The following is a 26,873-nucleotide window of genomic DNA, read 5'->3' as shown; positions in this document are numbered from 1 at the left end:
CGGTGCGTTCTGTCTCGGCCTGACGGTGCTGTCCGTCAGCGCGGACGAGCCGTTCGAACTGGACGATATCGTGGTCACTGCGGCCTCCCCGGATACACCTGTACTGGCCACGCCGCGCAGCGTTTCGGTCATCACGGCGCGCGACCTTGACAATGCCACCACCACCGATCTGGCCGAACTGCTGTCGCGCGAGGCCAATGTCAATCTGCGCAGCTTTTTCGGCGGCAACAAGTATTCCAATATCGACATCCGCGGCATGGGCGAGACCAGTGTCAGCAATGTCATTTTCCAGGTTGACGGCTTCCGTCTGAATGCGCCCGATCTGTCGGGTGCGGATCTGTCGAGCATTCCGCTGTCGCAGATCGAGCGTATCGAAATCCTGCGCGGCGCCAACGGGGTGCGCTATGGCGACGGTGCGGTCGGCGGTGTGGTCAATATCATCACCGGCCAGCCGCAGGCCGGAGTGCAGGGTCATGCTGAATATACCCGGGGTTCATTTGACAGTGACGCGACCACGGCGGATATCAGTGTGGGCGGACGCCATGCCCGCGCACGCCTGAGCCTGGCGCATGCCGACAGCGACGGCCACCGGGTCAACAGCGCCAGCCGCGAACGCGATGCCGCGCTGCGGCTGAATCTGTATCCACTGCCGGCGCTGGAGCTTGATCTGCGCGCGAGCTACCACGACGACCGGTTCGGTTTTCCCGGGCCGGTGAGCCAGACGGCGTTCCAGACACGGGAGGGCCGCGAAGGCTCCAACTCGCCGAACGACTTCAGCGAAACCACCGATCATCGCTATCAGGCACGGCTGGGCGCCGACCTGAACCGCTACGGGCGCCTCACCCTGCACGCCAATGTGCGCGACCGGGACAACCCCTATGTGCTGGGCTACACCCCGCTACTCAGCATCGAGGATCAGCAGGGCGAGATTTCCGAACGCTCACAGCATGTCGGCCTCGAGCATACCGTCGCCGTCACAGCGGCCGGGCTGCCGCTGGACATCGCCTGGGGCGCGACCGGCTTTTTCAGCGACTATGTCCGGCGCGAGAACGGCACCGATGTACCGGACCAGAGTAAGCGCACCGCCGGAGACATTGAGGAGGCGGCCGCCCACATCATTATCGACGCCGCGCCGGCCGATGCCTGGCTGCTCAGTGCCGGCTATCGCCTCGATCGCTTCCGGGTCGAGCGGCTGGATGAAAGGCTGGTACAGCTCTATACCGGCACCTTTCCCTTTTTCATTCCGGCGGGTGCGCAGTGGCAGAACACGCTGGATGAAACCACCACCTGGCACAATAACGCCGGCGAGATCGGCCTGAGCTGGCTGCCCACCAACAGCCTTGCCGCCTATCTCAACTATGCCCGCAGCTTCCGCAATCCCAACATCGACGAACTGGCCCTGTCCGCCCCCGAGCTCGCGCCCCAGTCCGGCTGGCAGGCGGAGGCCGGCCTGCGCTATCGCCGGCGCTGGCTGGAGGCGGCGGTGTCGGTGTTTCACATTGCCATCGACGACGAGATCTATTACGGCGAGGAGCCGTCCACCGGCGCGCGGGTCAATCGCAACTACCAGGACACCACGCTGCGCACCGGCGCCGAACTGGAACTGAAATTGCGCACGCTTCCCGATCTCTATCTCTGGGGCAATCTGTCCTATACCGATGCGCGTTTCGAGGACAGCGGCAACGCCATCCCGCATGTCCCGCAGCTGCAGGCCAATGTCGGGCTGGAATGGGTGCCGGTGCCGGAGGTCTCAGTGGTGCTGAGTTCCAGCTACACCGGCTCGCGTTTCGATGGCAACGACCTGAACAATGACCTGTATGCAAAGCTCGATGCCTACCAGGTCGCCGATCTGAAGCTGAGTTGGGAGCATCGGGCGGTTCGGCTGTTTGCCGGCGCGAACAACCTGTTCGACGAGGTCTACAGCACAGTCGGTTACAGCGAGAACTACTACCCCATGCCCGAGCGGAATTTCCATGCCGGGCTGGCAGTCACCCTCAACTGAACGACAAGCAAAAAGGAGAAGGAAATGAAAAAACTGCTTCCCGTTATGTTATCCGCCTGCCTGCCCGGTGTGGCGGTTGCGGGTCCCTTCGCGCCCGCCGCCGGTCAGAGCGGCAGCACCGCCATACATATGAACGATCCGATCTTTGCCGGCTGGGCCAGCGGGTGGCAGGACTACCTGCCGGGCAGCAATGTCGATGCGCAATGGCAGACGCCGCAGAAGGCCCTGGGCAAGGCGGTGGGAGATTCCTACGACATCGTCTCGCTGGGACGAGGCGGATCGATCACCCTGACCTTCGACGCCCCCATCGTCGACGGCCCCGGCGCCGACTTTGCCGTGTTCGAGAACAGCTTCAGTGACACCTTCCTGGAATTGGCCACGGTGGAGGTGTCCTCCGACGGAATCAACTTCAGCCGGTTCAGCGGCTACTCCCTGACCGCGTCGCCGGTCGGCGGCTTCGGCGCGGTCGATCCCACCAATATCCACGGTTATGCCGGCAAGTACCGCCAGGGCTACGGCACGCCGTTCGATCTGGGCGATCTGGTGGCGGCCAGCATGCTGGATCTGAACAACATCCAGTATGTGCGGCTGGTCGACATCGTCGGAGACGGTAGCTTCATGGACGACACGCCGGCCGCTGCAGGCGGCCCGCGCCCGGTGTACGACCCCTATCCCACCGTCCAGAGCGCCGGCTTCGACCTCGATGCCATCGGCACGATCAATGCCGGCGTCGCGACCTCGCCGGTCCCGCTGCCAGCCGCGGCATGGCTGTTCCTGAGCGGAATGGCCGGGCTGGGCGTCATCGGACGCCGGCGCACACGTGCCCGGACAGAATAAGATAACACAAGAGGAGTCGATAACATGCAATTGGAACAGAAAACAGCACTCACGGCCGGAATCATGCTCCTGGCCAGCGGCGCTGCCGGCGCCGCCACCGTCAGCGGCTTCGATGACCTGGCACTGGCGCCCGAGTCCTATCACGCCGGCGTGACCGGCGCCCTGTACACGCCCAATACCACCAGCTTCACCAGCGGCCCGGCCACCTATTACAACGAGGCCACCGACTGGGGGGGTAGCACCTCCTGGCAGGGTTGGGCCTACTCCAACACCACCGACACGAGCACGCCCGGCTACCTGAATCAGTACAGCGCCTATACGGGCGGTGGGTACAATTCGTCGAATTACGGTGTCGCCTTCACCAGTACGGGCGCGGCCAGCGTGGTCAGTTTCGCCCAGCCGTCACAACTGACCGGCGCCTACTTCACCAACACCACATACGCCGCCCTGTCGATGCTCAATGGCGATCAGTTCGCCAAGCAGTTCGGGGGAGCCAGCGGCGACGACGAAGACTGGTTCAGGATGACGATCACCGGCAAGGACAGCACTGATGCGGTGACCGGCACCCTGGACATGTATCTGGCCGATTATCGCTTCAGCGACAACAGCCAGGACTACATCCTGGATGCCTGGACCTGGCAGGACTTGGGGGCACTGGGCACGGTGAGCAGTCTGGAGTTCACGCTGAGTTCCTCGGATGTGGGCGACTACGGCATGAACACGCCGGCCTATTTCGCGATGGACGATCTGCAGGTCAGCGCCGTGCCGTTGCCGCCGGCGCTGTGGCTGTTCGCCAGCGGCCTGTTGCTGCTGGGGCGTCGGGTGCGCCGGGCAGCACCACCGGCCTGACCCGGTCCCCACAGAACTCCGGGCCGGCAGGAATGCTGTGTCGCGCAGGGAGGCGCGGCCGGTTGGGAGCCCTGTTCAAATCGAAGCCGTGCCGGGGGCCGGCGCCATGTTTGCTGCCGCGTCAGAGCCCGCTGCGCAGCGCCGCGATTACCGGCGGTGTGTCCGGCCGCAGTCCCCGCCACAGATAGAACGACTCCGCCGCCTGTTCCACCAGCATGCCCAGACCGTCCATGGCCAGCGCGGCCCCGTGGTTGCGCGCCCATTGCACGAAGGCCGTCGGCTGGCTGGCGTACATCAGGTCATAACAGCAGCAGTGCTCCCCGATGATGGAAGTCGGAATCGCCGGCACCTCGCTGTCCAACCCGGCCGCGGTGGCATTGATGATCAGATCGAAGCGGCTATCCGCCAGGTCCTCGAACCCGCTGCCCTCGATGTTGCCGGCGTCCTCGAACAGCCGCGCCAGTTCCCGGGCCTTGTCTGCCGTGCGGTTGGCCACCCGCACTCCGGCCGGGTGCGTCTCCAGCAGCGGCCCGATCACCCCGCGCGCGGCCCCGCCCGCACCCAGCAGCAGGATCCGGCGATCGGTGAGCACCTGCTGCAGGTTCTGGGTCAGGTCGCGTACCAGGCCGATGCCGTCGGTGTTGTCGCCGATCAGCCGGCCGTCGTTGCCCCACAGCAGGGTGTTGACCGCCCCTGCCCGCTCGGCCCGCGGATTGAGCACCTCCGCCAGGCGCCAGGCATCCTGCTTGAAGGGCACGGTGATGTTCAGCCCCTGGCCGCCAGCCTGGCGGAACAGGGCGATGGCGGTGGCCAGATGTCCCGGCTCGACCCGGATGGCCTCGTAGACCAGATGCTGGTGGGTCTGGCGTGCGAACAGTGTATGGATCTGCGGCGATTTGCTGTGGTCGATGGGGTTGCCCATCACGGCGTAGCGATCGGGCGGCGCTGCGGTATCTGCCATGCTCATGACGGAGTTCAGCCCTGTTCGGCTTCGCGCAACCAGTGCGCAACCCGGCAGGCGAAATAGGTGAGGATGCCATCGGCGCCGGCGCGCTTCATGCCCAGCAGAGACTCCAGAATCACCGCGCGACCGTCCAGCCAGCCGTGGCCCGCGGCCGCCTCCAGCATGGCGTACTCGCCACTGACCTGATAGACATAGGTGGGCACGCCGAAGTCGTGTTTTACCCGGTACACGATGTCGAGATAGGGCATGCCCGGCTTGACCATGACCATGTCCGCGCCCTCGGCCAGATCCAGTGCCACCTCATGCATGGCCTCGTCGCCGTTGGCCGGATCCATCTGGTAGGTGTACTTGTTGCCGGCGCCCAGGTTGGCCGCCGAACCGACCGCGTCGCGGAAGGGGCCGTAGAAGCTGGAGGCATACTTGGCGGAGTAGGCCAGGATGCGGGTATGGATATGGCCGTCGGCCTCCAGCGCCGCGCGGATCCGGCCGATGCGCCCGTCCATCATGTCCGAGGGCGCAACCACGTCGGCGCCGGCCTCGGCGTGCGACAGGGCCTGGCGGACCAGCACCTCCACTGTCTCGTCGTTCAGCACATAGCCGGAGGCGTCGAGCAGTCCGTCCTGGCCGTGGGTGGTGAAGGGGTCCAGTGCCACGTCGGTGATGACGCCCAGCGTCGGCAGGGCGGCCTTGAGCGCCCGCACCGCCCGCTGGGCCAGGCCCTCGGGATTGAATGCCTCGGCGGCATCCTCGCTCTTGCGTTCGGCCGGCGTGACCGGGAACAGGGCGATGGCGGGGATGCCGAGCCGGTGAGCGGTTTCGGCCTCGACCAGCAGCTGGTCGATACTCAGGCGTTCCACCCCCGGCATGGACGACACGGCCTCGCGCTGGTTCTCGCCCTCGATAACGAACACCGGCCAGATCAGGTCATCCACGCTCAATCGATGCTCGCGCATCAGGCGGCGCGAGAAATCGTCGCGGCGCATGCGGCGCATTCGGGTGTGGCTGAAAGGGCCGCGGGCGGTGTGAAATTCGGACATCGGAACTCCCAGGCAGATCACAAGGTCGATAATCGGCAAGTGTACCTGCTCGCCCCCGGCCATGCACCGGCGCCGCAGATCCTGCTAGTCTGAAGTCATGCAGACCCCTGATCTCGAAGCCCTGCTGCAGGAGTGCCCGCCGAGTTCGATGCTGCGGCTGGCGGACTGGTATGCCGAACCGCTGGTGCAGGCGCCGGCCCGCGCGTTGCTGGAGCAGGCCAGGCGGCGGCGGCAGACCGCGCTCAGGGCGGGACAGCCGGCGTTCACCGCGCGGCTCATCGAACTGATCGCAGGCGGGTGGTGCGGCCAGGATCTGGCCATGCATCATGCCTCGCTGGGGGCGGAATGCAGCGCGCCGCAGGAACAGGCACTGCTGGAACTGGTCACGGGACAGCTGCTGATCAGCCGCCGGCTGGACGGCGCACATGCCTGTCTCAAGCGCGGCTTCGCGCTGGCCGCGCCGCTGCTGCCGGCGCAGGACTACTTTCGGGTGCTGAAGCGCCATGCCCTGCTCGAGGCATTGCCGCTGGGGAGCAGGCCGGCGCCGGCCTGCGGCCTGGACGAGCTGCTGACCGAGGCCGCGGTGATCCGGCGGTTGCAGGGCCGCCAGGCCCGGGGCGGCCGCGCCGATCCCGCTGACACCCTGGGCTGATCCCGCGCCGCGCCGACCGGCCTCAAGCCGGCGGGCGGACACGCCGATAGCCACGGTGATTGCGTCAGCCACGAACAACAAAAACACGCGGGAGACCTGCCCATGCGACCCACCTCATACCCAACCCCTCCATCACGCCGCCTCTGCGCCCTGCTGCTCGGTGGGCTGCTGTGGGCCGGCGCCGGGCTGGCCTCGACTCCGACGCCCCCCGAGGAAGTGGTGCGCCAGGCCTCGGAGCAGGTGCTGGCGCGGCTCGAGGCCGAGCCGGCGATGCAGACCCAGACCGAGCGCCTGCATGCCCTGGTCGATGAGGTACTGATCGACCACATGGACATGGATCGCATGGCGCGCTGGGTGCTGGGCAAGTACTCGCGGCGCGTCGATGAAGACCAGCTGGCCCGCTTCAGCGCGGCCTTCCGCGGCCTGCTGGTGCGCACCTATGCCACGGCACTGACCGAGTACAACGGCCAGGCCATGCGCTTTCTGCCGGTGCGTCAGGATGCCGAGGACCGGGTCACGGTGCGCACGGTGATCGAACAGCCGGCCGGGCCTGCCATTCCCATCCATTTCAGCCTGCACAATCGTGACGGGGCCTGGAAGGCCTACGACATCGCCATCGACGGGGTGAGCATGCTGGCCAGTTACCGCACCAGCTTCGCGGCCGAGATCCGCCGCGGCGGCATCGAGCAGCTGATCGAGTCGCTGCAGGCGCAGCAGACGCAGGGGCAGGGCTTCTGAGCTCCGGATCCCGCCGCCCAGGCGGCGTGAATCCGTCGCCATGGCGTCAAATCTTCTTCCCGGATACCCGGCTCGAACCGCCACTCGTTCGGTGCGGCATTCATAACCATCCGATATTCATAGGCTAACAGGAATCCAGCATAACCTGGCACGGGGAATGCAACAGTTGTCGTGCAGGCAGCTGACGCCGGATTTAAAGTTCACTTCGGACCGGCCGCTAAGCTGCCTGAGGGACACAGTCAACTGTGGCATGGGTCCGGTCAGGGTCTGAACCCGAACACACCGAACCCGCTGGGCGGCCGCCGACGTGGTGAGCAGGTCCGCACGACGGAAAGCCTGAAGCGTCGCGCCGCCCGAAAGTGAACAGGCCGGTTCCGATTCCACGGGCCCATGCCACAGTTGACCATCAGCAGCATAGTCCCGGATCGACTCCTCCGACGCTGAAAAGCGTTTTTATACCCCGCACCTTTTCTGCGGGGTTTTTTTTGTCCTGCCGACGCCGGTCAATCCATCTCGATCATTTCGAAGTCGGATTTGCCCACGCCGCAGTCGGGGCAGACCCAGTCCTCCGGGATATCCTCCCAGCGGGTGCCGGGTGCGATGCCCTCATCGGGCAGGCCCTCGGCCTCGTCATAGATGAAACCACATACAATGCACTGCCATTTCTTCATTGCCTTACCTGTAAGTCCGGGATGATGGGGAAAATTGAAACGTATTCTTGAGGGTGCGCTGCCGGGATACAACCCTACGGCCAGCGCGGTTCAGTCCTGTTCGGCCAGCCAGTCGCGCGGGCGCAGGAAATCCCGGTACAGCCGCGCTTCCTCGCTGCCGGGTTCGGGGTGCCAGTCATAGCGCCAGCTGACCCGCGGCGGCAGCGACATCAGGATGGACTCGGTGCGCCCGCCCGACTGCAGCCCGAACAGGGTGCCGCGGTCATAGATCAAGTTGAACTCCACGTAGCGGCCGCGGCGGTAGAGTTGGAACTCACGCTCGCGCTCGCCCCACTCGGTTCCCATGCGCCGTTCCACGATCGGCCGGTAGGCAGACAGAAAGTGGTCTCCGACCGAGCGCATGAAGCCGAAGCAGTGGTCGAAACCGCCGGTATTCAGGTCATCGAAGAACAGCCCGCCCACGCCGCGCGGTTCGTCCCGGTGCCTGAGATGGAAATATTCGTCGCACCACTGTTTGTAGCGCGGATAGACGTCCTCGCCGAAGGGCGCACAGGCCGCCGCTGCGGTGCGATGCCAGTGGGCCGCATCCGCCTCGAAGCCGTAGTAGGGGGTGAGGTCGAAGCCGCCGCCGAACCACCACACCGGGGCCTCGCCGGGTTTCTCGGCAATGAAGAAGCGCACATTGGCATGCGAGGTCGGTACATAGGGATTGCGCGGATGGATGACCAGCGACACCCCGGTGGCGTGGAAGCTGCGCCCGGCCAGTTCCGGGCGGTGGGCGGTGGCCGAGCCCGGCAGTTCGGTGCCGTGGACATGGGAGTAGTTCACCCCCGCCTTCTCGAACACCGCGCCGTCCTCCAGCACCCGGCTGCAGCCGCCGCCGCCGGCCTCGCGGGTCCAGCTGTCCTCGATGAAGGGCCGGCCGTCGAGTTCGCCGAGGGCGTCGCAGATACGGGTCTGCAGGTCGGTCAGGTAGGCCTGGACGGCGTTCAGGTCGGGCTGCATGGGTGATTCCGGTCTCGGGCAGAGACGGCATGATACTAGTGCCGGTTGCGACGATCCACACCACGGGACGGGCGCCGCCAGGCTGCGATCCTTGTAGGATGGGTGCAGCGAAGCGCAACCCATCGCGGCGGGTCGTAAGATGGGTTACGGCGCAAGCGCCTCCACCCATCCTACCCGTTGTGCAAACGGGTCGGTTTGCGCGTGTGCTGCGGGGTGTCGGGGATTCCTCAGGCCGCCGGGGCCTGGCTTTCCACCGCGACCCGGTTGCGGCCGGAGTGCTTGGCCTGGTAGAGCGCCATGTCGGCGCGCTCGACGAAGGCGTGCACCGGCTCCCCGAACTGGTAGCGGGCCAGGCCCAGTGACATAGTCACGCTGCCGATCGGGTCCTGGGTATCCTTGCGCCGCAGCCGCTGCTGCTGGACGGTGGCGCGCAGGTGCTCGGCCACGGCCAGTGCCCCGTGCAGAGGCGTATTGGGCAGCAGGATGGCGAATTCCTCGCCGCCGAAACGGGCCACGATATCCTGGCCCTTGACGTTTTCCCTGAGGATGCCCGCGACCAGCTGCAGCAGCCGGTCGCCCACGATGTGGCCGTGGGTATCATTGAAACGCTTGAAGTGATCGATGTCGGCCATGATCAGGCACAGGCTCTCGCCGTCTTCCCGGGCCCGGCGGGTATAGTCGCGCAGCTTCTCATCCAGGGTCATGCGGTTGTGCAGGCCGGTCAGGGCATCGGTGGAGGCGGCCATGCGCGCCTCCTCAAGTTGTTCACGCATGCGGTCAAGCTCGCCCCGGGTCTGGTCCAGCTGGTCCTGCAGCGCCCGGTTGGTCTCCTGCATGGTCTGGGTCTCGCGGATGAATTCGTTGAGCAGGCCGCGGAATTCCTCGGTGCTCATGTCCTGTGCCAGGCTGTTCTCGTAACGGCCCAGCAACTCGCCGTAGTGCAGGGTCTGGTCGCCCGACAGACTGACCTGCTCCAGGATCTGGGCCAGGCGCGCGCGTACCTCGTTGCGCAGCGATTCGGCCAGCTGCATCTCGGCCTGGCGGAAATGCTCCTCGAACAGTGCGGTGCTGAAGTCCACCGACACCGGCTGGCGTGGATCATGGATGGCCTGTTCAATGCTTTCCTGCAACACCGGGTTGCGGCCGGCTACGTATTCATACCAGACCGTGTAGTGCTGGGGCGTGGCGGGGATGGCGTGCTTGGCCATCAGCGGCAGGGCCAGGCGGACATACTCCGCGGCCTGATCGAAGCTTTCATTGTATTGCATTGGTGCGATGTCTCCCTGCGGTGGATAGGGACTTCCTTTGTTATCTGTATTGTGAGCGACGGTCACTCGTCGCATCGCCAGGCAAAAGCATATTTCATGCCATGTGGCTCGTGCCCCTCCCCTTCAGGCGGGCCGCAGGACCTCGCCGGTGAGGGCATCGCGGATGGGGGTGGGGCCGGTCGCGCCCACGCAGGGGCCGTACAGGATGGCGTCCACCCCGGTCGGGAAATACTGGTGCACCCGCAACGGCGAGCGGGCCGGCCGCCGGCCGGCCGGATTGGCGCTGGTCGAGACCAGCGGCCCGCCAAAGGCCGCGCACAGGGCCCTGGCCAGCGGATGGGCGGTGACCCTGACGGCCAGGCTGGTATGGGCGCCGCGCAGCCAGACCGGCACCGCTTCGGATACCGGCCAGACCCAGGTGTGCGGCCCCGGCCAGCTCGCCAGCACTGTCCGCCGCCGCGTCGCCGGCAGCGGCGTCAGCCAGGGTTCGAGCTGGGCGAACTCCGCCGCGATCAGGATCAGGCCCTTGTGCATGGGCCGCTGCTTGAGCGTGAGCAGGCGTTGTACCGCCTCGGGGTTCAGCGGATCGCAGCCCAGCCCGTAGACGGCCTCGGTGGGATAGGCGGCCAGGCCGCCGCTATCAAGCGCATGCACGGTGCGGCGCAGCTGCCAGGGACGGATGACGGGGTAGTTCGGCATGATGGGTGTTGTATCACAAAAGCAGGCCCAGGGATGAATGGCCCGAGCTTGGCCGCGTCATTCCCGCGACGGCGGGACAAAAGCGCGGAGCGCGTTGAACGCCCGAAGGGCGAGCGCAGCGAGTAATCCATGGTGAGGCATGGCAACTGAACGCTGGATCCCCGCCTTCGCGGGGATGACGGGAAAAGCGGAATGCGGCTTATGATAAATACCATTCTGATCATAAAAAAACGGGCGCCATGAGGCGCCCGTCGGTCCGGGGTTGAAGGAGGTGTCTCAGAAGCTCTTGGAGGCGGTGAACACGGCCCGGCCGTCGCAGAAGTCCGTGCCGCCGAAGCAGTCGGAGTTGCTCAGGTCGGTGTCGATGTAAGCCAACTCCAGATCCAGGCCCATGGCTGAGGTGGTTAGGCCGAGCTTCCAGTCGTAGTAGTCCGGCGTGCCGAAGGTGTTCTCCTCATCGATGGACTGGTAGCCCACGCTGGCGTTGAAGCCGAAGCTGTCGGACAACGGCAGGGAGACGGAGGCATTGAGGTAGTAGGAGTCACCGGACTCGGCGTAGTAGTCGGGCGAGATGTTGATGGACAGGCCCACGTCGGCGGAACCGACGCTGGTGCCCAGGCTGCCGTAGTACTCGAAGAAGTCCAGCTTGTCGGTGCCGGGGTACCAGAAGTACAGCAGGCCGACATCGTAGCTGAGGCCGCCCATCTCGCCGGAGTAGCCACCGTAGATGTCCATCTCCATATCGGCGATCTCGCCGTCGCCGTCGGCATCGGCCAGTTCGACATTGGAGGCCCAGGTGCCGATATACAGCCCGCTCTCATGACCGAAGTCGAAACCGCCCGAGATGGCCGGCTCGATGGCGTCCTCGCCGGTCTGCGAGATGCCGCGGAACATGTAGTTGGAGGACAGGGCCACGTTCGCGCTGGCTTCGGCATAGGCCGCACCGGTGGCGCTCAGCATGACAACGCTTGCGAGGGTGTGAGTGAGGTATTTCATCGTTTGCATCTCCTGTTGTGAAGTCGATATTGCTTGCTGTTTCAGTCTGGATTCAGGGTGGCGGACGCCAGGCGGCGTCCGCCGTATCCATCCATGGACAAGGGGAACACGTTGCATGGCCTCAGATGCCTGAGCCCTTGGAGCCGGTGAACTCGGGATAGGCCTCCAGGCCGCACTCGACCAGATCCACGCCCTCGTACTCTTCCTCCTCGCTGACGCGGATGCCCATCACGGCCTTGATCACACCCCAGACGATGAGGCTGGCGATGAAGGTCCAGGCCAGGATGGTGACCAGTCCGAGCAGCTGACCGCCGAGGGTGGCGTCCGAGTTGGACAGCACCACTGCGAGCAGGCCCCACATGCCGACCACGCCGTGGACCGAGATGGCGCCGACCGGATCGTCGATCTTCAGCTTGTCCAGGGTGATGATGGAGAACACCACCAGGATGCCGCCGATCACGCCGACGATGGTGGCCAGCAGCGGGGTCGGGGCCAGCGGTTCAGCCGTGATCGCGACCAGACCGGCTAACGCGCCGTTGAGCGCCATGGTCAGATCGGTCTTGCCGAACAGCAGGCGGGCGGTGAGCATGGCGGCGACCACGCCGCCGGCGGCGGCCATGTTGGTGTTGACGAACACCAGGGCGACGGCGTTGGCCTCGTCCACGTTGGAGATCATCAGCTCCGAGCCGCCGTTGAAGCCGAACCAGCCCAGCCACAGGATGAAGGTGCCCAGTGTGGCCAGCGGCATGTTCGCGCCCGGGATCGGGTTGATCTGACCGTCCGGGCCGTACTTGCCCTTGCGTGCGCCCAGCAGCAGGACGCCGGCCAGGGCGGCGGCCGCGCCGCACATGTGCACCACACCGGAACCGGCGAAGTCCTGGAAGCCCGCGGCATCGAGGAAACCGCCGCCCCACTTCCAGTAGCCCTGCATCGGATAGATGAAGCCGGTCATGACCACGGCGAAGATCAGGAAGGCCCACAGCTTCATGCGCTCGGCGACCGCGCCCGAGACGATGGACATGGCGGTGGCTACGAACACCACCTGGAAGAAGAAGTCCGACATGCCGGAGTAATAGGTCTCTCCGCCGCTTGCCAGTACCTCTTCAACGGTATTGTCGCCGCCCAGCAGAAAGCTGATGCCCGGCCATACCGAACTGACCGCCTCGCCGGGGTACATGATGTTGTAGCCGACCAGCATGTACATGATGCTGGCGACCGCGAACAGGGCGATATTCTTGGTCAGAATCTCGGCCGTATTCTTGGCCCGTACCATACCGGCCTCCAGCATGGAAAAGCCGGCGGCCATCCACATTACCAAAGCGCCGGATACCAGGAAGTAGAAGGTATCGAGCGCATAACTGAGTTGAATCACATCTTCCACGGTTCATCCCTCCGCTACGAGTTGTCGGAAATCGTTGATGATCAGAGCGCGTCCGGACCGGTTTCGCCGGTACGGATGCGAATGGCCTGCTCAAGCTCGTAGACGAAGATCTTGCCGTCGCCGATCTTGCCGGTATTGGCCGCCTTGCTGATGGCCTCCAGCACGCGGTCGAGCAGATCGTCGTTGACTGCGACTTCGAGTTTGACCTTCGGCAGGAAGTCCACGACGTATTCCGCGCCGCGGTACAGCTCGGTGTGGCCCTTCTGCCGTCCGAAGCCCTTGACCTCTGTGACGGTGACGCCCTGCACCCCGATCTCGGACAGTGCCTCGCGTACATCGTCCAGCTTGAAGGGCTTGATGATTGCCGTTACTAACTTCATTTGAATCGTCTCCTTGAGCCCGGGACCCCGGCCGTCGTCGGCTGCAGCGGGTCACTGAGTTGTGCGGGTGGTTCCGATCTGGCTGCGGTGGGGATCGCTGGTGTGTCCACACCGGTGCCTGCACGGGTAATCACGACACCCGGGTCATTGCAGAAGCCGTGCCATTAAAAAATTGCTATTGATTACATAGGGATGGAGAGGATGTGTGGAACTGAGGAGGGGAGCGTGCACCAGGATGGTGAGCCCGGTTGCGGGCTGCACCGGCAGTTGGCACCACAATGGTGCGGGCTGCATGGGTCGGCTGGACCCCCGGGGTGTGCATGCGCTAGAGTGGCGAACATGCCGGATCCCAAGATACTTGACGAGATTGCCCAGCGGCTCAGCCAGGCCATGCCTGCCGGGGTGAAGTCCCTGCAGTCGGACCTGGACAAGAACCTGCGCGGCGCACTGGCTTCGGCCCTGGAGCGGCTCGACCTGGTCACCCGCGAGGAGTTCGAGGTGCAGGCCGCCGTACTGGCCCGCACCCGCGAGAAGCTGGACGCCATGAACGCGCGTGTGGCCGAACTGGAGCGCCGGGTGTTGGGACAGTCGCCGCAGGACAATGCCGCGGACGGCTCCGGCGAGGATATGGACGGCGGTTGAGACCCCTCCTGTCCGTTATCCAGGCCTGTTTTGTCGGACCGGAAAAACACTGAACCGCAAAGTTGCCCAAGGCGCGTGAAGGATCCATCGAAATCGTGATCCTGTGACGTTGCGGGTTCTCTGAACCTTCGCGCGCCTTCTTCGCCTTTGCGGTTTGAAGATGAAACCCTGCACGGACGCAGGATGGACAGAGGAAGGGAAGCCATGTCACTGGCCGTGGTCTACAGCCGCGCCCAGCTGGGGATCGCCGCGCCGCTGGTCAGCGTCGAGGTCCACCTGAGCAACGGCCTGCCGGGTCTGTCCATCGTGGGTCTGCCGGAGACGGCGGTGCGCGAGAGCAAGGACCGGGTACGTGCCGCGTTGATGAACAGCGGTTTCGAGTTTCCGGCCCGCCGCATCACCATCAACCTGGCCCCGGCCGACCTGCCCAAGGAAGGCGGGCGTTTTGATCTGGCCATCGCGCTGGGCATTCTGGCCGCCTCCCGACAACTTCCCCCTGAGCCGCTGCAGGATCACGAATTCACCGGCGAACTGTCACTGTCCGGCGAACTGCGCCCGGTCACCGGCGTGCTGCCCTGTGCCCTGCAGTGCCGGCAGGCCGGGCGGACCCTGGTCGTGCCCGAGGCCAACGCCGCCGAGGCCGCGCTGGTCGCCGACGGGCGTGCACTGCAGGCGGGCCATCTGCTGGCGGTGACCGCTTACCTGCGTGAAGATCAGTCATTAGAGCCGGCCCGCGTTTGCGCCGGCGCTGCGGGCCCGGACACCCCCTTGCCCGATCTGGCCGAGGTGCGGGGCCAGGCCCAGGCCCGCCGGGTGCTGGAGATCGCTGCCGCCGGCGGTCACAGTCTGCTGATGGTCGGCCCGCCCGGGACCGGCAAGACCCTGCTGGCCCAGCGCCTGCCCGGCATCCTCCCGGCGCTGGATGCGGCCGAGGCGGTGGAGACGGCCGCCTTGCGCTCCATCTGCGGCTGCCGCATCGACCCAGGCGCCTGGGGCCGCCGTCCCTTCCGGGCCCCGCACCACACTGCCTCGGCCGTGGCCCTGGTCGGCGGCGGATCCAATCCCCGCCCCGGCGAGATTTCGCTGGCGCACAATGGGGTGTTGTTCCTCGACGAGCTGGCCGAGTTCGAGCGCCGGGTGCTGGAGGCGCTGCGCGAGCCGCTTGAGACCGGCAGCATCACCATCTCGCGCGCCGCCCGTCAGGCCGAGTTCCCGGCCCGCTTTCAGCTGGTGGCCGCCATGAACCCCTGCCCCTGCGGCTACCACGGTGATCCCACCCGGGCCTGCCGCTGCAGCCCGGACCAGATCCGACGTTACCGCGGTCGCCTGTCCGGGCCGCTGCTGGACCGCTTCGATCTGCAGATCGAGGTGCCGCGCCAGGCGCTGGACTGGCAGAGCGCCGGCGGCGGCGAACCCAGCGCGGTGGTGCGGGAGCGGGTGCTGGCGGCGCGCGCAGCTCAGCAGCGTCGCGCGGGTCGGGTCAACGCCCGCCTGGAGGTGCGCGCCCTGACGCGGGACTGCGACCTCGTGCCGGAGCTGCAGCGCTTCCTGCAGCAGGCGATCGAGCGTCTGGATCTGTCCGCCCGCGCCGCCCACCGGGTGCTGCGGGTGGCGCGCACCATCGCCGATCTGGCTGGCGCCGAGGCGCTGGCGCTGGCGCATCTGAGCGAAGCACTGCAGTACCGTGTCCTCGACCGGCCGCTGCCCTGAGATTGACTGCAGAAGGCAGGGTTTCAGGTGTTCGGCGGTCGATCCCGGTATAATCGATTCGAAATCAGGCACAGGCCCGGAACCGCCTCAGTCCGGGTGTTATGCCGGCCCGTTATGGCGTAAAGTCAGAACAGGCCCAAACCTATCGGGACCATAGACATGACGATGGAAATCCCTGACGATCCCCGCTTCAAGCGGGCGGTATCGGCCCTGGAGCAGGGCCGGTTCCAGGACTCCTTCGCCCTCGCCCGTCAACTCGCCGGCGAAGGCGATGCCATGGGCATGCATTTCCTCGGCTGGCACTACCACAAGGGCATCGGGATCGAACAGAATGATGATGTTGCCGTAACCTGGTGGCAGCGGGCCGCGCACCTGGGCTGCGCCAACGCGGTCAAGGGACTGGGCTGGGCCTGCGAGACCGGGCGCGGCCTGGCGCGCGATCCTCAGGCCGCCTATCACCATTACCTGCGCGCCATCATGCTCGGCGACGACAGTGCCCGCGAGGCCCTGTTCGAACTGGCGCTGCAGATGCTGCCCGAGGACATCAAGCGGGCCGAGGCCCAGGCGCAGACTTCCCGCGACGAGTAGGGATTGCCGGTGCGGGCACTGTAACCGCTGATCCCGATATCTCAGCCCAGGGTTTCGGGCTTGGGTTCGCGCGCCAGCAGGTCATGCACCGCGGCCTGCGGCGAATGGCCTTCATACAGGACCTTGTAGACCTGTTCGCAGATCGGCATCTCGACCGCATGGGCGCGGCCGATGTTGTGGATCTCGCGCGCCGTATCTGCCCCCTCCACCACCTGGCGGATCTCCGCCTCGGCCTCGGCGCGACTGCGCCCGGCGCCCAGCGCCAGACCCAGACGGCGGTTGCGCGACTGGTCGTCGGTGCAGGTCAGCACCAGGTCGCCGATGCCGCTCAGACCCATGAAGGTCTCGCGCTGCCCGCCCAGGGCCTCGCCCAGACGCATCATTTCCACCAGGCCGCGGGTGATCAGCGCCGCGCGGCTGTTGGCGCCGAAACCCAGGCCGTCGGAGATGCCGGCGGCGATGGCCAGCACGTTCTTGATCGCCCCTCCGAGTTCCAGCCCGATGCTGTCATCACTGGTGTAGGCACGGAAGGTCTCGCCCCGCAACAGGGCGGCGAAGTGACCGGCAACGGCCGGGTCCGGCGCGGCCACGGTGGCGGCGGTGGGCAGACCCCGGGCGACTTCGCGGGCGAAGGTGGGGCCGGAGACCACGGCGCAGGCGACCTGCTCGCCGAGGACCTCGGCGGCGACCTGGTGCAGCAGCTTGCCGCTGGCCATCTCCAGGCCCTTGGTGCCCCAGAGGATGCGTCCGAGCGTGCGGGCCCGGTCACGGATCTGCTGCAGGACTTCACGGAAGGCGTGGCTGGGGACGACGATCAGCAGGTCCTCCGCAGCCAGGGCGGCCTCCAGGTCGGCGACCGCTTCCAGCCCCGGCGGGAAGGCGATGCCGGGGAGGTAGTCAGGGTTCTCGCCGGCGCTGGCCATGGCCTGCATGGCCGCCGGTTCATGCCCCCAGAGCCGGACCCGGTGGCCGTTGCGGGCCAGCAGGATGGCCAGCGCCGTGCCCCAGGAGCCGGCGCCGAGGACCGCGATATCCGGATTCATCGTCGTGGCCGGGCGGGATCAGTGTCCGGCGGTGGTGGGATCGGTGACCTGGGCCTGGACCTCGTTGACCTGCTGGGCGTAGAGGGCATCGAAGTTGATCGGCGCCAGCAGCAGGGGCGGGAAGCCGCCGCGCTGGATCAGGTCGGCCACGGTTTCCCGGGCGAAGGGATAGAGGGTGTTGGGGCAGAAGGCGCCCAGCATCGGTTTGATCTCGTCTTCGCTGAAACCGGCCATGGTGAAGATGCCGGCCTGCTGCACCTCGGCCAGATAGGTGGTTTTCTCGCCCTGGGTGGCGGTGACAGTGAGTTTCAGTACCACCTCGTAGACATTCTCGGCAATGCCGTGGGATTCGGTGTTGAGGTTGAGATTGACCTCGGGCTTCCATTGCTCGGTAAACACGGCCGGGCTGTTGGGCGTCTCGAATGAGAGGTCCTTGACGTAGATTTTCTGGATGGCGAATTGCTTGTCGTCGGCGTTGGCTTCACTCATGAGAACGGTTCCGTCTTGGTTTTGTAGTAGGGGTGAGGCGGCCTTGTACGGCACGTTATTCTAGCGGCTAATTGTGACAGATGTCCGACCCCCGGCAAGCCCGCGGCTCACTCCGCCAGCAGCGGATCCAGCCTGCCCTGCGACTCCAGTGCATAGAGTTCGTCGCAGCCGCCGATGTGATGCTCGCCGATGAAGATCTGCGGCACCGAGGTGCGGCCCCCGGCGCGGCTTTCCATTTCCTCCCGCCGGTTGGGCTCCAGGTCGATGCGGATTTCCTCGAACTCGGCCCCCTTGGACGTCAGCAGCATGCGCGCCCGCACGCAGTAGGGGCAGTAGGGGGTGCAGTACATGACAACCTTGGACATGGTGCTTTACTTCCTGCTGAGGGGAAGGTTGGCATTTTCCCAGGCCAGGATGCCGCCGGCCAGGTTGTAGACCTGCGTGTAGCCGGCCTTGCGCAGCTGGGTGGCCGCCTTGTTGGAGCGGCTGCCGCTGCGGCAGTAGGCCACCACGGGTTTGTCCTTCCCGGTCTTGAGTTCCGCCAGGCGCTGGCTGAGCTGACCCAGCGGGATATGCCTGGCGTTGGGGATGCGGCCGGTCTCGGCGAGTTCCTTGTCCTCGCGTACGTCCAGCAACAGGGCGCCGTCGCGATTGAGGATCTGGATGGCCTGGTTGGGGCCGACCTGGGGAATACCATAGCGGCGGCGCTGGATCTCGCCGCCCAGCAGCAGGCCGAGCAGGACGAAGAAGGCGCTCCAGAGGATCCAGTGATTTACAACGAATTCAACAAACTGCGACATGAGAAGGCCGGAGGTTCAGTGCAAGTGGCGGGTGACGGCCATGCGGCCGGCACCGGTGTTCGGCGGCGTTTCGGGCTTCAGCTGCTCGAGCAGAAGACCTCGCGCATCATCCCGATCAGGGCCAGGGTGCGCGCATCGCCGACGCGATAATACACGCGATTGGCGTCCTTGCGCGAGGTGAGGATGCCCTTGTCGCGCAGGATGGCCAGGTGCTGGGAGATGTTGCTTTGGGAGGTGCCGACCCGCTCGACGATCTCCTGCACGCTCACTTCCTGGTCACCCAGGGTGCAGAGGATCTTCAGCCGTAGGGGATGGGACATGGCTTTGAGGGAACGTGAGGCACGATCGATGTCTTCTTCGCGTGTGATCAGTTCGTCGCTGGTCGCTTCTAATGTCATGGAACTCGCCTCGCTGAATGCGCAGCACAGGGGGAAGGCTGCGGGCAATGGATCGGTCATGTCGGGGGTGCCTGCACTGACTTTTATCATCAAAACATTATACAATAATAAGCCATTTGAAAAGTGGGGCAACCGCGCCGGGGCAATGGACGCGCGCGCACTGGTTGCCGAACCGGATTCGGGTTAGACTTAATCTAAACTTGGGAGCCGACTTGAGTAATACGATGCCTGCTGCGCCAAAACCGCTGGTTTTGCTGATCCTGGATGGCTGGGGCTATCGCGAGGAAACCGACTCCAATGCCATCGCCAATGCTCGCACGCCGGTGTGGAATCACCTGTGGAATGACTATCCGCATACCCTGATCCGCACCTCGGGCGCGGCCGTGGGTCTGCCCGGCGACCAGATGGGCAACTCCGAAGTCGGGCATCTCAACCTGGGCGCCGGCCGCGTGGTCTATCAGGAGTTCACCCGCGTCAGCCGCGCCATCAAGACCGGCTCCTTCTACACCAACCAGACCCTGACCGACGCGGTCGACCTGGCGATCGACAGCGACAAGGCCGTGCATATCCTCGGCCTGCTCTCACCCGGCGGCGTGCACAGCCACGAATGCCACATCCATGCGATGGCCGAACTGGCGGTCCAGCGCGGGGCCAGGCAGGTCTACATGCACGCCTTCCTGGACGGGCGCGATACCCCGCCGCGCAGCGCGGCCGATTCCATCGAGAAGATGGAAGAGAAGTTCCGCGAGTTCGGCGGTGGCCGCTTCGCCTCCATTGTCGGGCGCTACTATGCCATGGACCGCGATCACCGCTGGCCGCGCATCCAGGCCGCCTACGATGTCATTACCCAGGGCAAGGCGGAGTTCCAGGCCCCGGATGCCGCCACCGGTCTGCAGATGGCCTATGCGCGCGACGAGGGCGACGAGTTCGTCCAGGCCACGGCCATCGTGCCCGAGGGTGAGGCCCCGGTGCACATCGAGGACGGCGATGTGGTGGTGTTCATGAACTACCGCTCCGACCGCGCCCGCCAGATCACCCGGCCCTTCATCGAGCCCGACTTCGACGGCTTCGAGCGCGAAGTGGTGCCGAAACTGGGGCGCTTCGTCAGCCTCACCGAATACAACTCCGAATTCGACATCCCGGTGGCCTTCCCGCCGGAGCGGCTGGAGAACGTCTTCGGCGCCTACCTGTCCCGACTGGGCATGCACCAGCTGCGCCTGGCCGAGACCGAGAAATATGCCCACGTCACCTTCTTCTTCAACGGCGGCGTGGAGGAGCCCTACGAGGGCGAGGATCGCATTCTGGTCCCCTCCCCCATGGTCGCCACCTATGACCTGCAGCCGGAGATGAGCGCCCACGAGGTGACCGACCGGCTGGTCGAGGCCATCCAGGGCAAGAAGTACGATGTCATCATCTGCAACTACGCCAATCCGGACATGGTCGGTCATACCGGCAACTACGAGGCCGCGGTCAAGGCCATCGAGGCGCTGGACAAGTGCCTGGGCCGGGTCTACGAGTCGCTGCGCGAGGTCGGCGGCGAAATGCTCATCACCGCCGATCACGGCAACGCCGAACAGATGCAGGGCGAGGGCACCGGCCAGGCCCACACGGCCCATACCTCCAACCTGGTGCCTTTTGTCTATATCGGCCGCAGCGCCACCCTGGCCTCGACCGGGTCGCTGTGCGATGTCGCACCCACCATGCTTTATCTGATGGGGCTGGAGCAGCCCATGGAAATGACCGGCACCAGCCTGGTCGAACTCGAGGACCAGCAGGCGCCCACCGCAATGGAGCGCCGTGAGGCCTGACCCGGCCCTGCGCCCGCTCCTGCTGGCCCTGTTGCTGGCCGGCCTGCCTCACCCCGCTGCTGCCGAGGCGCAACTCGATCCCGAACAGGCATCGGCCCGGCTGGAGGCGCTGCGCGACCGCATCCAGGCCATCGAACACAAGCTCGATCGCTCGCGGGCGGAGGAATCCCGGGTCAACCGGTCGCTGCGCGAGGTCGAGACCCGGCTGTCCCGGACCCGGCGGGAACTGGCCGAGACCGCTCGGCGGCTCGAACACCAGCAGACACGGCTGCAGGCGCTGCAGCAGGAACAGGCGCAGCTCGACCGGGAACTGGCGCAGCATCGCGAGGGTCTGGAACAGTATCTGCGCACCGCTTTCATGCTGGGCCGGCAGGAGTCGATCAAACTGGTACTGAACCAGGAAGATCCCCAGCGCCTCGGCCGGACCCTGACCTATTACCGCTACCTGGCCCGGGACCGGGCCGAGGCCGTCAGCCGGGCCCGTCAGGCCCTGCAGGAACTGGCCGCCGTTGAACGTGACATCGATGCCCAGCTCGCCGCCCTGGAAGCCACCCGGGCACGGCGGGCCGAACAGCACCAGGACCTGAAGCGCCAGCAGGCAGATCGCGGTACCCTGCTGGCTCGGCTGCGCAAGGAGATCCGGACCGACCAGGATCAGCTTGCCCGGATGGAGCAGGACGAGCAGCGGCTGCAGGCGTTGCTGGAGGAGTTGCGCCGGGCCCTGGACGATGTGCGCGAACTGGACCGCCACCAGCGCCCCTTCGCCAGCCTGCGCAGTGAACTGGCCTGGCCGGTGGCGGGAAAGTTGATCCACCGCTTCGGCCAGGCCCGTGAGCACCGTGGCCTGCGCTGGCGCGGCGTCTACATCGCCGCCGCGGACGGCGATCCGGTGCGGGCCGTTTCCCGCGGCCGGGTGGCCTTCGCCGATTGGCTGCGCGGTTTCGGCCTGCTCATCATCGTGGATCACGGCGACGGTTACATGAGCCTGTACGGCCACAACCAGGCCCTGTTCCGCGAGCCGGGTGACTGGGTCGAGGGCGGCGAGGTGCTGGCCCGGGTGGGCGACACCGGCGGAGCGTTGGAGACAGGGCTGTACTTCGAACTGCGCCACGAGGGGAAGCCGATCGATCCGCTCAAGTGGTGCGCCGGTGAGCCGACAGACAAGAGGGCATCCCGTTAGCGCAAGCCGTTGATGCCCGAGAGGATTTGCGCCACGCCGCCGCTGTGCTAAGGTCGCACCCAGGACCTGTGTATATAGCCTGTTGTTATAATGGAATTTTTTGACAGAGCCCGGACAGGGCCGATGGATGGACGATGACTAGACCGATACAGAAGCTTTCGCTGATCACCACGGGGGTGGTGCTGGGTGTCACCCTGAGCCTGGGCCAGGGGGTATTCGCCGACCGCGACAATGACGCCGCCAGCCTGCCGCTGGAGGAGTTGCGCGGTCTGTCCGACGTATTTGCCCGGATCAAGAACGACTACGTCGAGCCGGTCGAGGACAAACAGCTGCTGGAGAGCGCGATCCGCGGCATGCTAACCGGACTCGACCCGCATTCGGCCTATCTGGATCCGGAACAGTTCAAGGAACTGCAGGTCGGTACCAGCGGCGAGTTCGGCGGCCTCGGCATCGAGGTGGGCATGGAGGACGGCTTCGTCAAGGTGATTGCCCCCATTGACGACACCCCGGCCCAGCGTGCCGGTATCCAGGCCGGCGATCTCATCATCCGGCTCGACGACACCCCGGTGAAGGGGATGAGCCTGGGCGAGGCGGTCAAGATCATGCGCGGCAAGCCCGGCTCGGACATTACCCTGACGGTGGTGCGCGAGGGCGAGGAGAAGCCGCTCAAGATCGTCATCACCCGCGCTATCATCAAAGTGAAGAGCGTCAAGAGTCGCATGCTGGAGCCCGGCTACGGCTATGTGCGCATCTCCCAGTTCCAGGCCGCCACCGGCGACAGCCTGGCGCGCACTGTCTCCGAGCTGCGCCGGGAGGCCGATGGCGGGATCAAGGGGCTGGTGCTGGATCTGCGCAACAATCCCGGCGGCGTGCTCAATGCGGCGGTCTCCGTCTCCGACGCCTTCCTGGACAAGGGCCTGATCGTCTACACCGAGGGCCGGGTGGCGGATTCGCGTCTGCGCTTCAATGCCACGCCCGGGGATGTGATCGAGGGGGCGCCGTTGGTGGTGCTGGTCAACCAGGGCTCGGCCTCGGCCTCCGAAATCGTCGCCGGCGCGCTGCAGGATCACCGCCGCGCCATCATCGTCGGCCGCGAGACCTTCGGCAAGGGCTCGGTACAGACCATCGTGCCGCTGAACAACGGGGCGGCGGTCAAGCTCACCACGGCGCGCTACTACACGCCCAACGGGACCTCCATCCAGGCCGAGGGCATCGTGCCGGACATCAAGCTCGACGATGTGCGCATCTCGCTGGTCGACTCCGGTTTCGATCCGATCAAGGAAGCCAACCTCTCGCGTCATCTGCGCAACGGCAATGCCGATGACAGCAGCGGCACCGACAACGTCGAGCAGCCGGCGGATCAGGAGAGCGAGGGCGAGGAGCCTCTGGCCAAGACCGATTACCAGCTCTATGAGGCGCTCAATCTGCTCAAGGGGCTGGTGATCCAGGCGGAGCGCATGCGGTGAGTCGACTCCCGGCCTGGCTGCGCAGCGGACTGTTCCTGCTGCTCGGCCTGCCGGGGCTGGCACCGGCCGCCTCGGGGCTGCCCGAGGCCGGCCGCGACCCCGGCCGGCCGGCCGAGATCGCCATTATCATCGACGACATGGGCCGCCGGCTGGCGGCGGGCCGGCGCGTACTCGACCTGCCCGGCCCGGTCGCCTGCGCCTTCCTGCCGCACGCCCCCCATACCGACAGCCTCGCCCGCGCCGCCCATGCCCGCGCCAGGGAGATCCTGCTGCATCTGCCGATGCAGGCCATGGATTCCCGCCGTCTCGACGCGGGTGGGTTGGAACTGGACATGACGCAGCGGGCCTTCCTGTCTACACTTGAGGACAATCTCGGGCGGGTGCCGCATGTGCAGGGCGTGAACAATCACATGGGCAGCCTGCTCACCCGGCATCCCGGGCACATGCTGTGGCTGATGCAGGCCCTGCGCGAGCACGGCGGCCTGTATTTCGTCGACAGCCGCACCAGCCGCCATACCATCGCGCGCCAGATCGCCCGCGAGCAGGCCGTGCCCAGTATCGAGCGCGACGTGTTCCTGGACGATGACCCCCGCCTCGAGGCGGTGCGCGCCCAGTTCGAGCGGCTGCTGCAACTGGCCCGTCGCCAGGGCAGCGCGGTGGCCATCGGCCATCCGCATGCCAGCACCCTGCGGGTGCTGGAAGAGGCCCTGCCACGGCTGGCCGAGCGCAACGTGCGCCTGGTGCCGGTGTCACGCCTGGTGCAACAACAGTATGTGAGGGATTCCCAATGGCGACTGTCCTTATCCCCCTGGCCCAGGGCTGCGAAGAACTCGAGGCCGTCACCCTGATCGATCTGCTGCGTCGCGCCGGCATCGAGGTGATCACCGCCGGCCTGGACGAGCAGCCGGTCAAGGCCTCGCGCGGTACCGTCCTGGTGCCCGACACCACCCTGGATACGGTGAAAGACCGCGACTTCGACATGATCGTGCTGCCCGGCGGCCTGCCCGGCGCCGATCATCTGGATGCCGATGCGCGGCTGCGCGAGATGCTCAGGCGGCACACCGAGCGCGAGCGTTATGTCGCCGCCATCTGCGCGGCGCCCAAGGTGCTGGCCAGTGCCGGCCTGCTGGACAACCGCAAGGCCACCAGTTTCCCCGGTATCCTGGACGGCGCCGGCGTGGCCGGGCTGGAGTATCAGACCGACGCCGTGGTGCAGGACGGCAGGATCGTCACCTCGCGCGGCCCCGGCACCGCCATGGACTTCGCCCTGGCGCTGATCGAACTGCTGGCCGGGCAGGCCAAACGGATCGAGGTGGAAGGGCCGCTGCAGCGGCCGCAGGTGGTCTGAGTTTTGTGACGAGTAGTCGAGTAGGATGGGTGAAGGCGTGCAGCGCTGTGACCCATCAACCGGCCGGCGGACAACGATGGGTTGCGCTGCGCTTCACCCATCCTACAGGCTGCGTTGTTGAGTTTTGTAGGTCGGGTTAGCCTGAAAGGCGTAACCCGACAATCGCCGTGGCCTGTCGGGTTACGCTGTGCTAACCCGACCTACGTCAGGTTGCGGTTTCCCCCTGGCCCTGGCACCCGGTTCATTCCCCCCAGGCGCTGACCAGAAACCCCAGCCCCGCAATCCCGAGCACCCAGGTCAGCAGCGGCGCGCCGCCGATCATGAGCGGGGCATAGCCGTCCAGACCATAGATCAGCGCGGCCGAGACGATCAGGCCGCTGCCGGTGATGGCCATCACATTGCGCCGGTTGGCGCGACGCAACTCGTGACGCAGTTTTCTGACCTCCTCGGACTGCCATTGCACAGTGAGGTTGCCGTTGGTGGCCTGGCTCAGGGTGCGGTGGATCAGCATGGGCAGTTCCGGCAGGGCCTCGGTCCATTGCGGAATGCTCTGTTTGAGATTGCCGATGAAGGCGCGCGCCCCCACCTGCTCGCTCATCCAGCGCTCCAGAAAGGGCTTGGCGGTGCGCCACAGATCGAGCTCGGGGTTGAGCTGCCGGCCCAGGCCCTCGATGTTGAGCAGCGTCTTCTGCAGCAGCACCAGCTGCGGCTGCACCGTCATGTCGAACCGGCGCGCGGTCTGGAACAGCCGCAGCAGCAGCTGGCCGAAGGAGATATCCTTGAGCGGACGCTCGAAGATGGGCTCGCAGACGGTGCGGATGGCGGCCTCGAACTCGTCCACCCGGGTGCTGCGCGGCACCCACTCCGACTCCACATGCAGTTCGGCCACGCGGTGATAGTCGCGGCGGAAGAAGGCGAGGAAGTTCTCGGCCAGGTAGCGCTGGTCCTCGGGGCTGAGCGTACCCATGATGCCGAAGTCCACCGCCAGGTAGCGATTGTCGGCGCCGACGAAGATGTTGCCCGGGTGCATGTCGGCGTGGAAGAAATTGTGCTTGAACACCTGAGTGAAAAAGATCTCCACCCCGCGTTCGGACAGCAGCTGCAGATCCACGCCGGCCTGGCGCAGGGCCTCGATGTCGCTGACCGGGATGCCGCTGATGCGTTCCATCACCATGACGTTGCGCCGGCACAGCGGCCAGTAGACCTCGGGGACGTAGAGCATCCCGGAGTCGCTGAAGTTGCGCCGCAGCTGCGAGGCATTGGCCGCCTCGCGCAGCAGATCCAGCTCGTCCATGATGGTGGTCTCGAACTCCTGCACCACCTCCACCGGCCGCAGGCGGCGCGCCTCGCGCGAATAGCGTTCGGCCAGCCCCGCCATGTAATAGAGCAGCGAGACATCATTGGCGATGGTGCGCTCGATGCCCGGGCGTACCACCTTGACCACCGCCTCGCGCCCGTCATGCAGGGTGGCGGCGTGGACCTGGGCGATGGAGGCCGAGGCCAGCGGGGTGTCCTCGAAACTGGCGAAGCTCTCGGCGATGGACTGGCCCAGCGCCGATTCGATCAGGGTGCGCGCGCGCTCCGAGGGGAAAGGCGGTACCCGGTCCTGCAGCCGGGCCAGTTCGGCGGCGATGTCGTCGGGCAGCAGGTCGCGGCGGGTGGACAGGATCTGGCCGAATTTCACATAGATCGGTCCCAGCGCCTCCAGGGCCTGGCGGATGCGCACCCCGCGCGGATCGCGCTTGCGATGAAACCAGTTCCAGGGCAGCAGGTAGAGGACGAACCGGAACGGCCGGAACAGGTGGATGGCGAACACCACCTCGTCCAGGCCGTAGCGGATGAGCACCAGCTGGATGGTGAAGATACGCCAGAGCTGTCGAAAACCGGGCATGCGGGGTCCTGTTCAGATTATTCTGTGTTGC

28 protein-coding genes are annotated in these 26,873 nt (G+C 66.0%); 13 read left to right on the top strand and 15 right to left on the bottom strand.

Going from position 1 to position 26,873, the window contains the following annotated elements; all coding sequences use genetic code 11:
- Positions 1–25: 25 nt before the first annotated feature.
- From COW1_RS12460 to COW1_RS12450, 3 genes are read left to right on the top strand one after another with little or no spacing between them, the layout of a single operon-like run.
- Positions 26–2,002, top strand: a complete 1,977-nt coding sequence (locus tag COW1_RS12460) for a TonB-dependent receptor (protein ID WP_201344375.1) — start codon at positions 26–28, stop codon at positions 2,000–2,002.
- Between the two features lie 24 nt (positions 2,003–2,026).
- Positions 2,027–2,839 carry a VPLPA-CTERM sorting domain-containing protein gene (locus tag COW1_RS12455; protein WP_096363971.1) on the top strand — a complete coding sequence of 271 codons (813 nt, stop codon included), beginning with the start codon at positions 2,027–2,029 and terminating at the stop codon, positions 2,837–2,839.
- 24 nt (positions 2,840–2,863) lie between these two features.
- On the top strand, positions 2,864–3,688 hold the full coding sequence (locus COW1_RS12450) for a DUF4465 domain-containing protein (RefSeq protein WP_096363973.1): 825 nt from the start codon (positions 2,864–2,866) through the stop codon (positions 3,686–3,688).
- A 121-nt stretch (positions 3,689–3,809) separates the two neighbouring features.
- On the opposite strand, the gene aroE is transcribed toward COW1_RS12450, so the two are convergent.
- Both aroE and hemB read right to left on the bottom strand, forming a co-directional pair.
- Entirely contained in the window at positions 3,810–4,655 is an 846-nt protein-coding gene (gene aroE / locus COW1_RS12445; protein ID WP_242466433.1) for a shikimate dehydrogenase, read from the bottom strand.
- Between the two features lie 8 nt (positions 4,656–4,663).
- Positions 4,664–5,689, bottom strand: coding sequence for a porphobilinogen synthase (gene hemB, locus COW1_RS12440; protein WP_201344374.1), 1,026 nt, complete (start codon positions 5,687–5,689; stop codon positions 4,664–4,666).
- A 97-nt stretch (positions 5,690–5,786) separates the two neighbouring features.
- Between hemB and COW1_RS12435 the strand changes: the two genes are divergently transcribed.
- Together COW1_RS12435 and COW1_RS12430 are read left to right on the top strand one after the other, a co-directional pair.
- A complete protein-coding gene (locus COW1_RS12435) occupies positions 5,787–6,341 on the top strand; it encodes a hypothetical protein (RefSeq protein WP_096363975.1) in 555 nt (184 codons plus the stop codon).
- Between the two features lie 102 nt (positions 6,342–6,443).
- Positions 6,444–7,079, top strand: a complete 636-nt coding sequence (locus tag COW1_RS12430; RefSeq protein ID WP_201344373.1) for a phospholipid-binding protein MlaC — start codon at positions 6,444–6,446, stop codon at positions 7,077–7,079.
- 503 nt (positions 7,080–7,582) lie between these two features.
- Here COW1_RS12430 and rd read toward each other — a convergent pair.
- From rd to glnK, 7 genes are all read right to left on the bottom strand, one after another.
- On the bottom strand, positions 7,583–7,750 hold the full coding sequence (rd, locus tag COW1_RS12425; protein WP_096363979.1) for a rubredoxin: 168 nt from the start codon (positions 7,748–7,750) through the stop codon (positions 7,583–7,585).
- 90 nt (positions 7,751–7,840) lie between these two features.
- Positions 7,841–8,755, bottom strand: coding sequence for an oxygen-dependent coproporphyrinogen oxidase (gene hemF / locus COW1_RS12420; protein ID WP_201344372.1), 915 nt, complete (start codon positions 8,753–8,755; stop codon positions 7,841–7,843).
- Positions 8,756–8,982: 227 nt separating this feature from the next.
- Positions 8,983–10,023: a GGDEF domain-containing protein gene (locus COW1_RS12415; protein ID WP_201344371.1), complete on the bottom strand. Its 1,041-nt coding sequence runs from the start codon at positions 10,021–10,023 to the stop codon at positions 8,983–8,985.
- Between the two features lie 123 nt (positions 10,024–10,146).
- Positions 10,147–10,722 (bottom strand): L-threonylcarbamoyladenylate synthase, encoded by a 576-nt coding sequence (locus COW1_RS12410; protein WP_096363985.1) that lies wholly within the window; start codon positions 10,720–10,722, stop codon positions 10,147–10,149.
- A gap of 276 nt (positions 10,723–10,998) precedes the next feature.
- Positions 10,999–11,718, bottom strand: coding sequence for a TorF family putative porin (locus COW1_RS12405; protein WP_096363987.1), 720 nt, complete (start codon positions 11,716–11,718; stop codon positions 10,999–11,001).
- Positions 11,719–11,839: 121 nt separating this feature from the next.
- Positions 11,840–13,099 (bottom strand): ammonium transporter, encoded by a 1,260-nt coding sequence (locus COW1_RS12400; protein ID WP_096363989.1) that lies wholly within the window; start codon positions 13,097–13,099, stop codon positions 11,840–11,842.
- A 41-nt stretch (positions 13,100–13,140) separates the two neighbouring features.
- Entirely contained in the window at positions 13,141–13,479 is a 339-nt protein-coding gene (gene glnK, locus COW1_RS12395; RefSeq protein ID WP_096363991.1) for a P-II family nitrogen regulator, read from the bottom strand.
- A gap of 339 nt (positions 13,480–13,818) precedes the next feature.
- Here glnK and COW1_RS12390 point away from each other — a divergent pair, with 339 nt between their 5' ends.
- The 3 genes from COW1_RS12390 to COW1_RS12380 all read left to right on the top strand — a co-directional run bounded on the left by COW1_RS12390 (position 13,819) and on the right by COW1_RS12380 (position 16,419).
- Positions 13,819–14,121 carry an accessory factor UbiK family protein gene (locus COW1_RS12390; protein WP_096363993.1) on the top strand — a complete coding sequence of 101 codons (303 nt, stop codon included), beginning with the start codon at positions 13,819–13,821 and terminating at the stop codon, positions 14,119–14,121.
- A 204-nt stretch (positions 14,122–14,325) separates the two neighbouring features.
- The gene (locus COW1_RS12385; protein ID WP_096363995.1) at positions 14,326–15,831 is read left to right on the top strand and encodes a YifB family Mg chelatase-like AAA ATPase; all 1,506 of its coding nucleotides are present in this window, start codon (positions 14,326–14,328) and stop codon (positions 15,829–15,831) included.
- Positions 15,832–15,990: 159 nt separating this feature from the next.
- The gene (locus COW1_RS12380) at positions 15,991–16,419 is read left to right on the top strand and encodes a tetratricopeptide repeat protein (RefSeq protein WP_096363997.1); all 429 of its coding nucleotides are present in this window, start codon (positions 15,991–15,993) and stop codon (positions 16,417–16,419) included.
- Positions 16,420–16,460: 41 nt separating this feature from the next.
- Here COW1_RS12380 and COW1_RS12375 read toward each other — a convergent pair whose 3' ends face one another.
- From COW1_RS12375 to COW1_RS12355, 5 genes are all read right to left on the bottom strand, one after another.
- Entirely contained in the window at positions 16,461–17,462 is a 1,002-nt protein-coding gene (locus tag COW1_RS12375) for an NAD(P)H-dependent glycerol-3-phosphate dehydrogenase (protein WP_096363999.1), read from the bottom strand.
- Between the two features lie 18 nt (positions 17,463–17,480).
- Positions 17,481–17,951 carry a protein-export chaperone SecB gene (gene secB / locus COW1_RS12370; protein ID WP_096364001.1) on the bottom strand — a complete coding sequence of 157 codons (471 nt, stop codon included), beginning with the start codon at positions 17,949–17,951 and terminating at the stop codon, positions 17,481–17,483.
- Between the two features lie 107 nt (positions 17,952–18,058).
- Positions 18,059–18,316: a glutaredoxin 3 gene (gene grxC, locus COW1_RS12365; protein WP_096364003.1), complete on the bottom strand. Its 258-nt coding sequence runs from the start codon at positions 18,314–18,316 to the stop codon at positions 18,059–18,061.
- Between the two features lie 6 nt (positions 18,317–18,322).
- A complete protein-coding gene (locus COW1_RS12360; RefSeq protein WP_096364005.1) occupies positions 18,323–18,751 on the bottom strand; it encodes a rhodanese-like domain-containing protein in 429 nt (142 codons plus the stop codon).
- 77 nt (positions 18,752–18,828) lie between these two features.
- Entirely contained in the window at positions 18,829–19,149 is a 321-nt protein-coding gene (locus tag COW1_RS12355; protein ID WP_201344370.1) for a helix-turn-helix transcriptional regulator, read from the bottom strand.
- A 224-nt stretch (positions 19,150–19,373) separates the two neighbouring features.
- Between COW1_RS12355 and gpmI the strand changes: the two genes are divergently transcribed.
- The 5 genes from gpmI (at position 19,374) to COW1_RS12330 (ending at position 24,951) form a co-directional block, all read left to right on the top strand.
- Positions 19,374–20,957: a 2,3-bisphosphoglycerate-independent phosphoglycerate mutase gene (gpmI, locus tag COW1_RS12350; RefSeq protein ID WP_096364007.1), complete on the top strand. Its 1,584-nt coding sequence runs from the start codon at positions 19,374–19,376 to the stop codon at positions 20,955–20,957.
- A complete protein-coding gene (locus COW1_RS12345) occupies positions 20,947–22,137 on the top strand; it encodes a murein hydrolase activator EnvC (RefSeq protein ID WP_096364009.1) in 1,191 nt (396 codons plus the stop codon). Before gpmI ends, COW1_RS12345 begins: the two co-directional genes overlap by 11 nt.
- A gap of 134 nt (positions 22,138–22,271) precedes the next feature.
- On the top strand, positions 22,272–23,603 hold the full coding sequence (locus tag COW1_RS12340; RefSeq protein WP_096364011.1) for a S41 family peptidase: 1,332 nt from the start codon (positions 22,272–22,274) through the stop codon (positions 23,601–23,603).
- Entirely contained in the window at positions 23,600–24,451 is an 852-nt protein-coding gene (locus tag COW1_RS12335) for a divergent polysaccharide deacetylase family protein (protein WP_096364013.1), read from the top strand. Before COW1_RS12340 ends, COW1_RS12335 begins: the two co-directional genes overlap by 4 nt.
- Complete coding sequence (locus tag COW1_RS12330; RefSeq protein ID WP_096364015.1) at positions 24,391–24,951, top strand: DJ-1 family glyoxalase III; 561 nt, start codon at positions 24,391–24,393, stop codon at positions 24,949–24,951. The genes COW1_RS12335 and COW1_RS12330 overlap by 61 nt, the downstream gene beginning before the upstream one ends.
- Before the next feature lie 241 nt (positions 24,952–25,192).
- Here the strand turns inward: COW1_RS12330 and ubiB are convergent, their stop codons facing one another.
- Positions 25,193–26,842, bottom strand: coding sequence for a ubiquinone biosynthesis regulatory protein kinase UbiB (gene ubiB / locus COW1_RS12325; RefSeq protein ID WP_096364017.1), 1,650 nt, complete (start codon positions 26,840–26,842; stop codon positions 25,193–25,195).
- Positions 26,843–26,873: the final 31 nt, after the last annotated feature.

This window comes from Thiohalobacter sp. COW1 (assembly GCF_016629505.1).
Taxonomy (GTDB): Bacteria; Pseudomonadota; Gammaproteobacteria; order Thiohalobacterales; family Thiohalobacteraceae; genus Thiohalobacter; species Thiohalobacter thiocyanaticus_A.
This window is presented reverse-complemented; position numbering and strand designations above follow the sequence as displayed.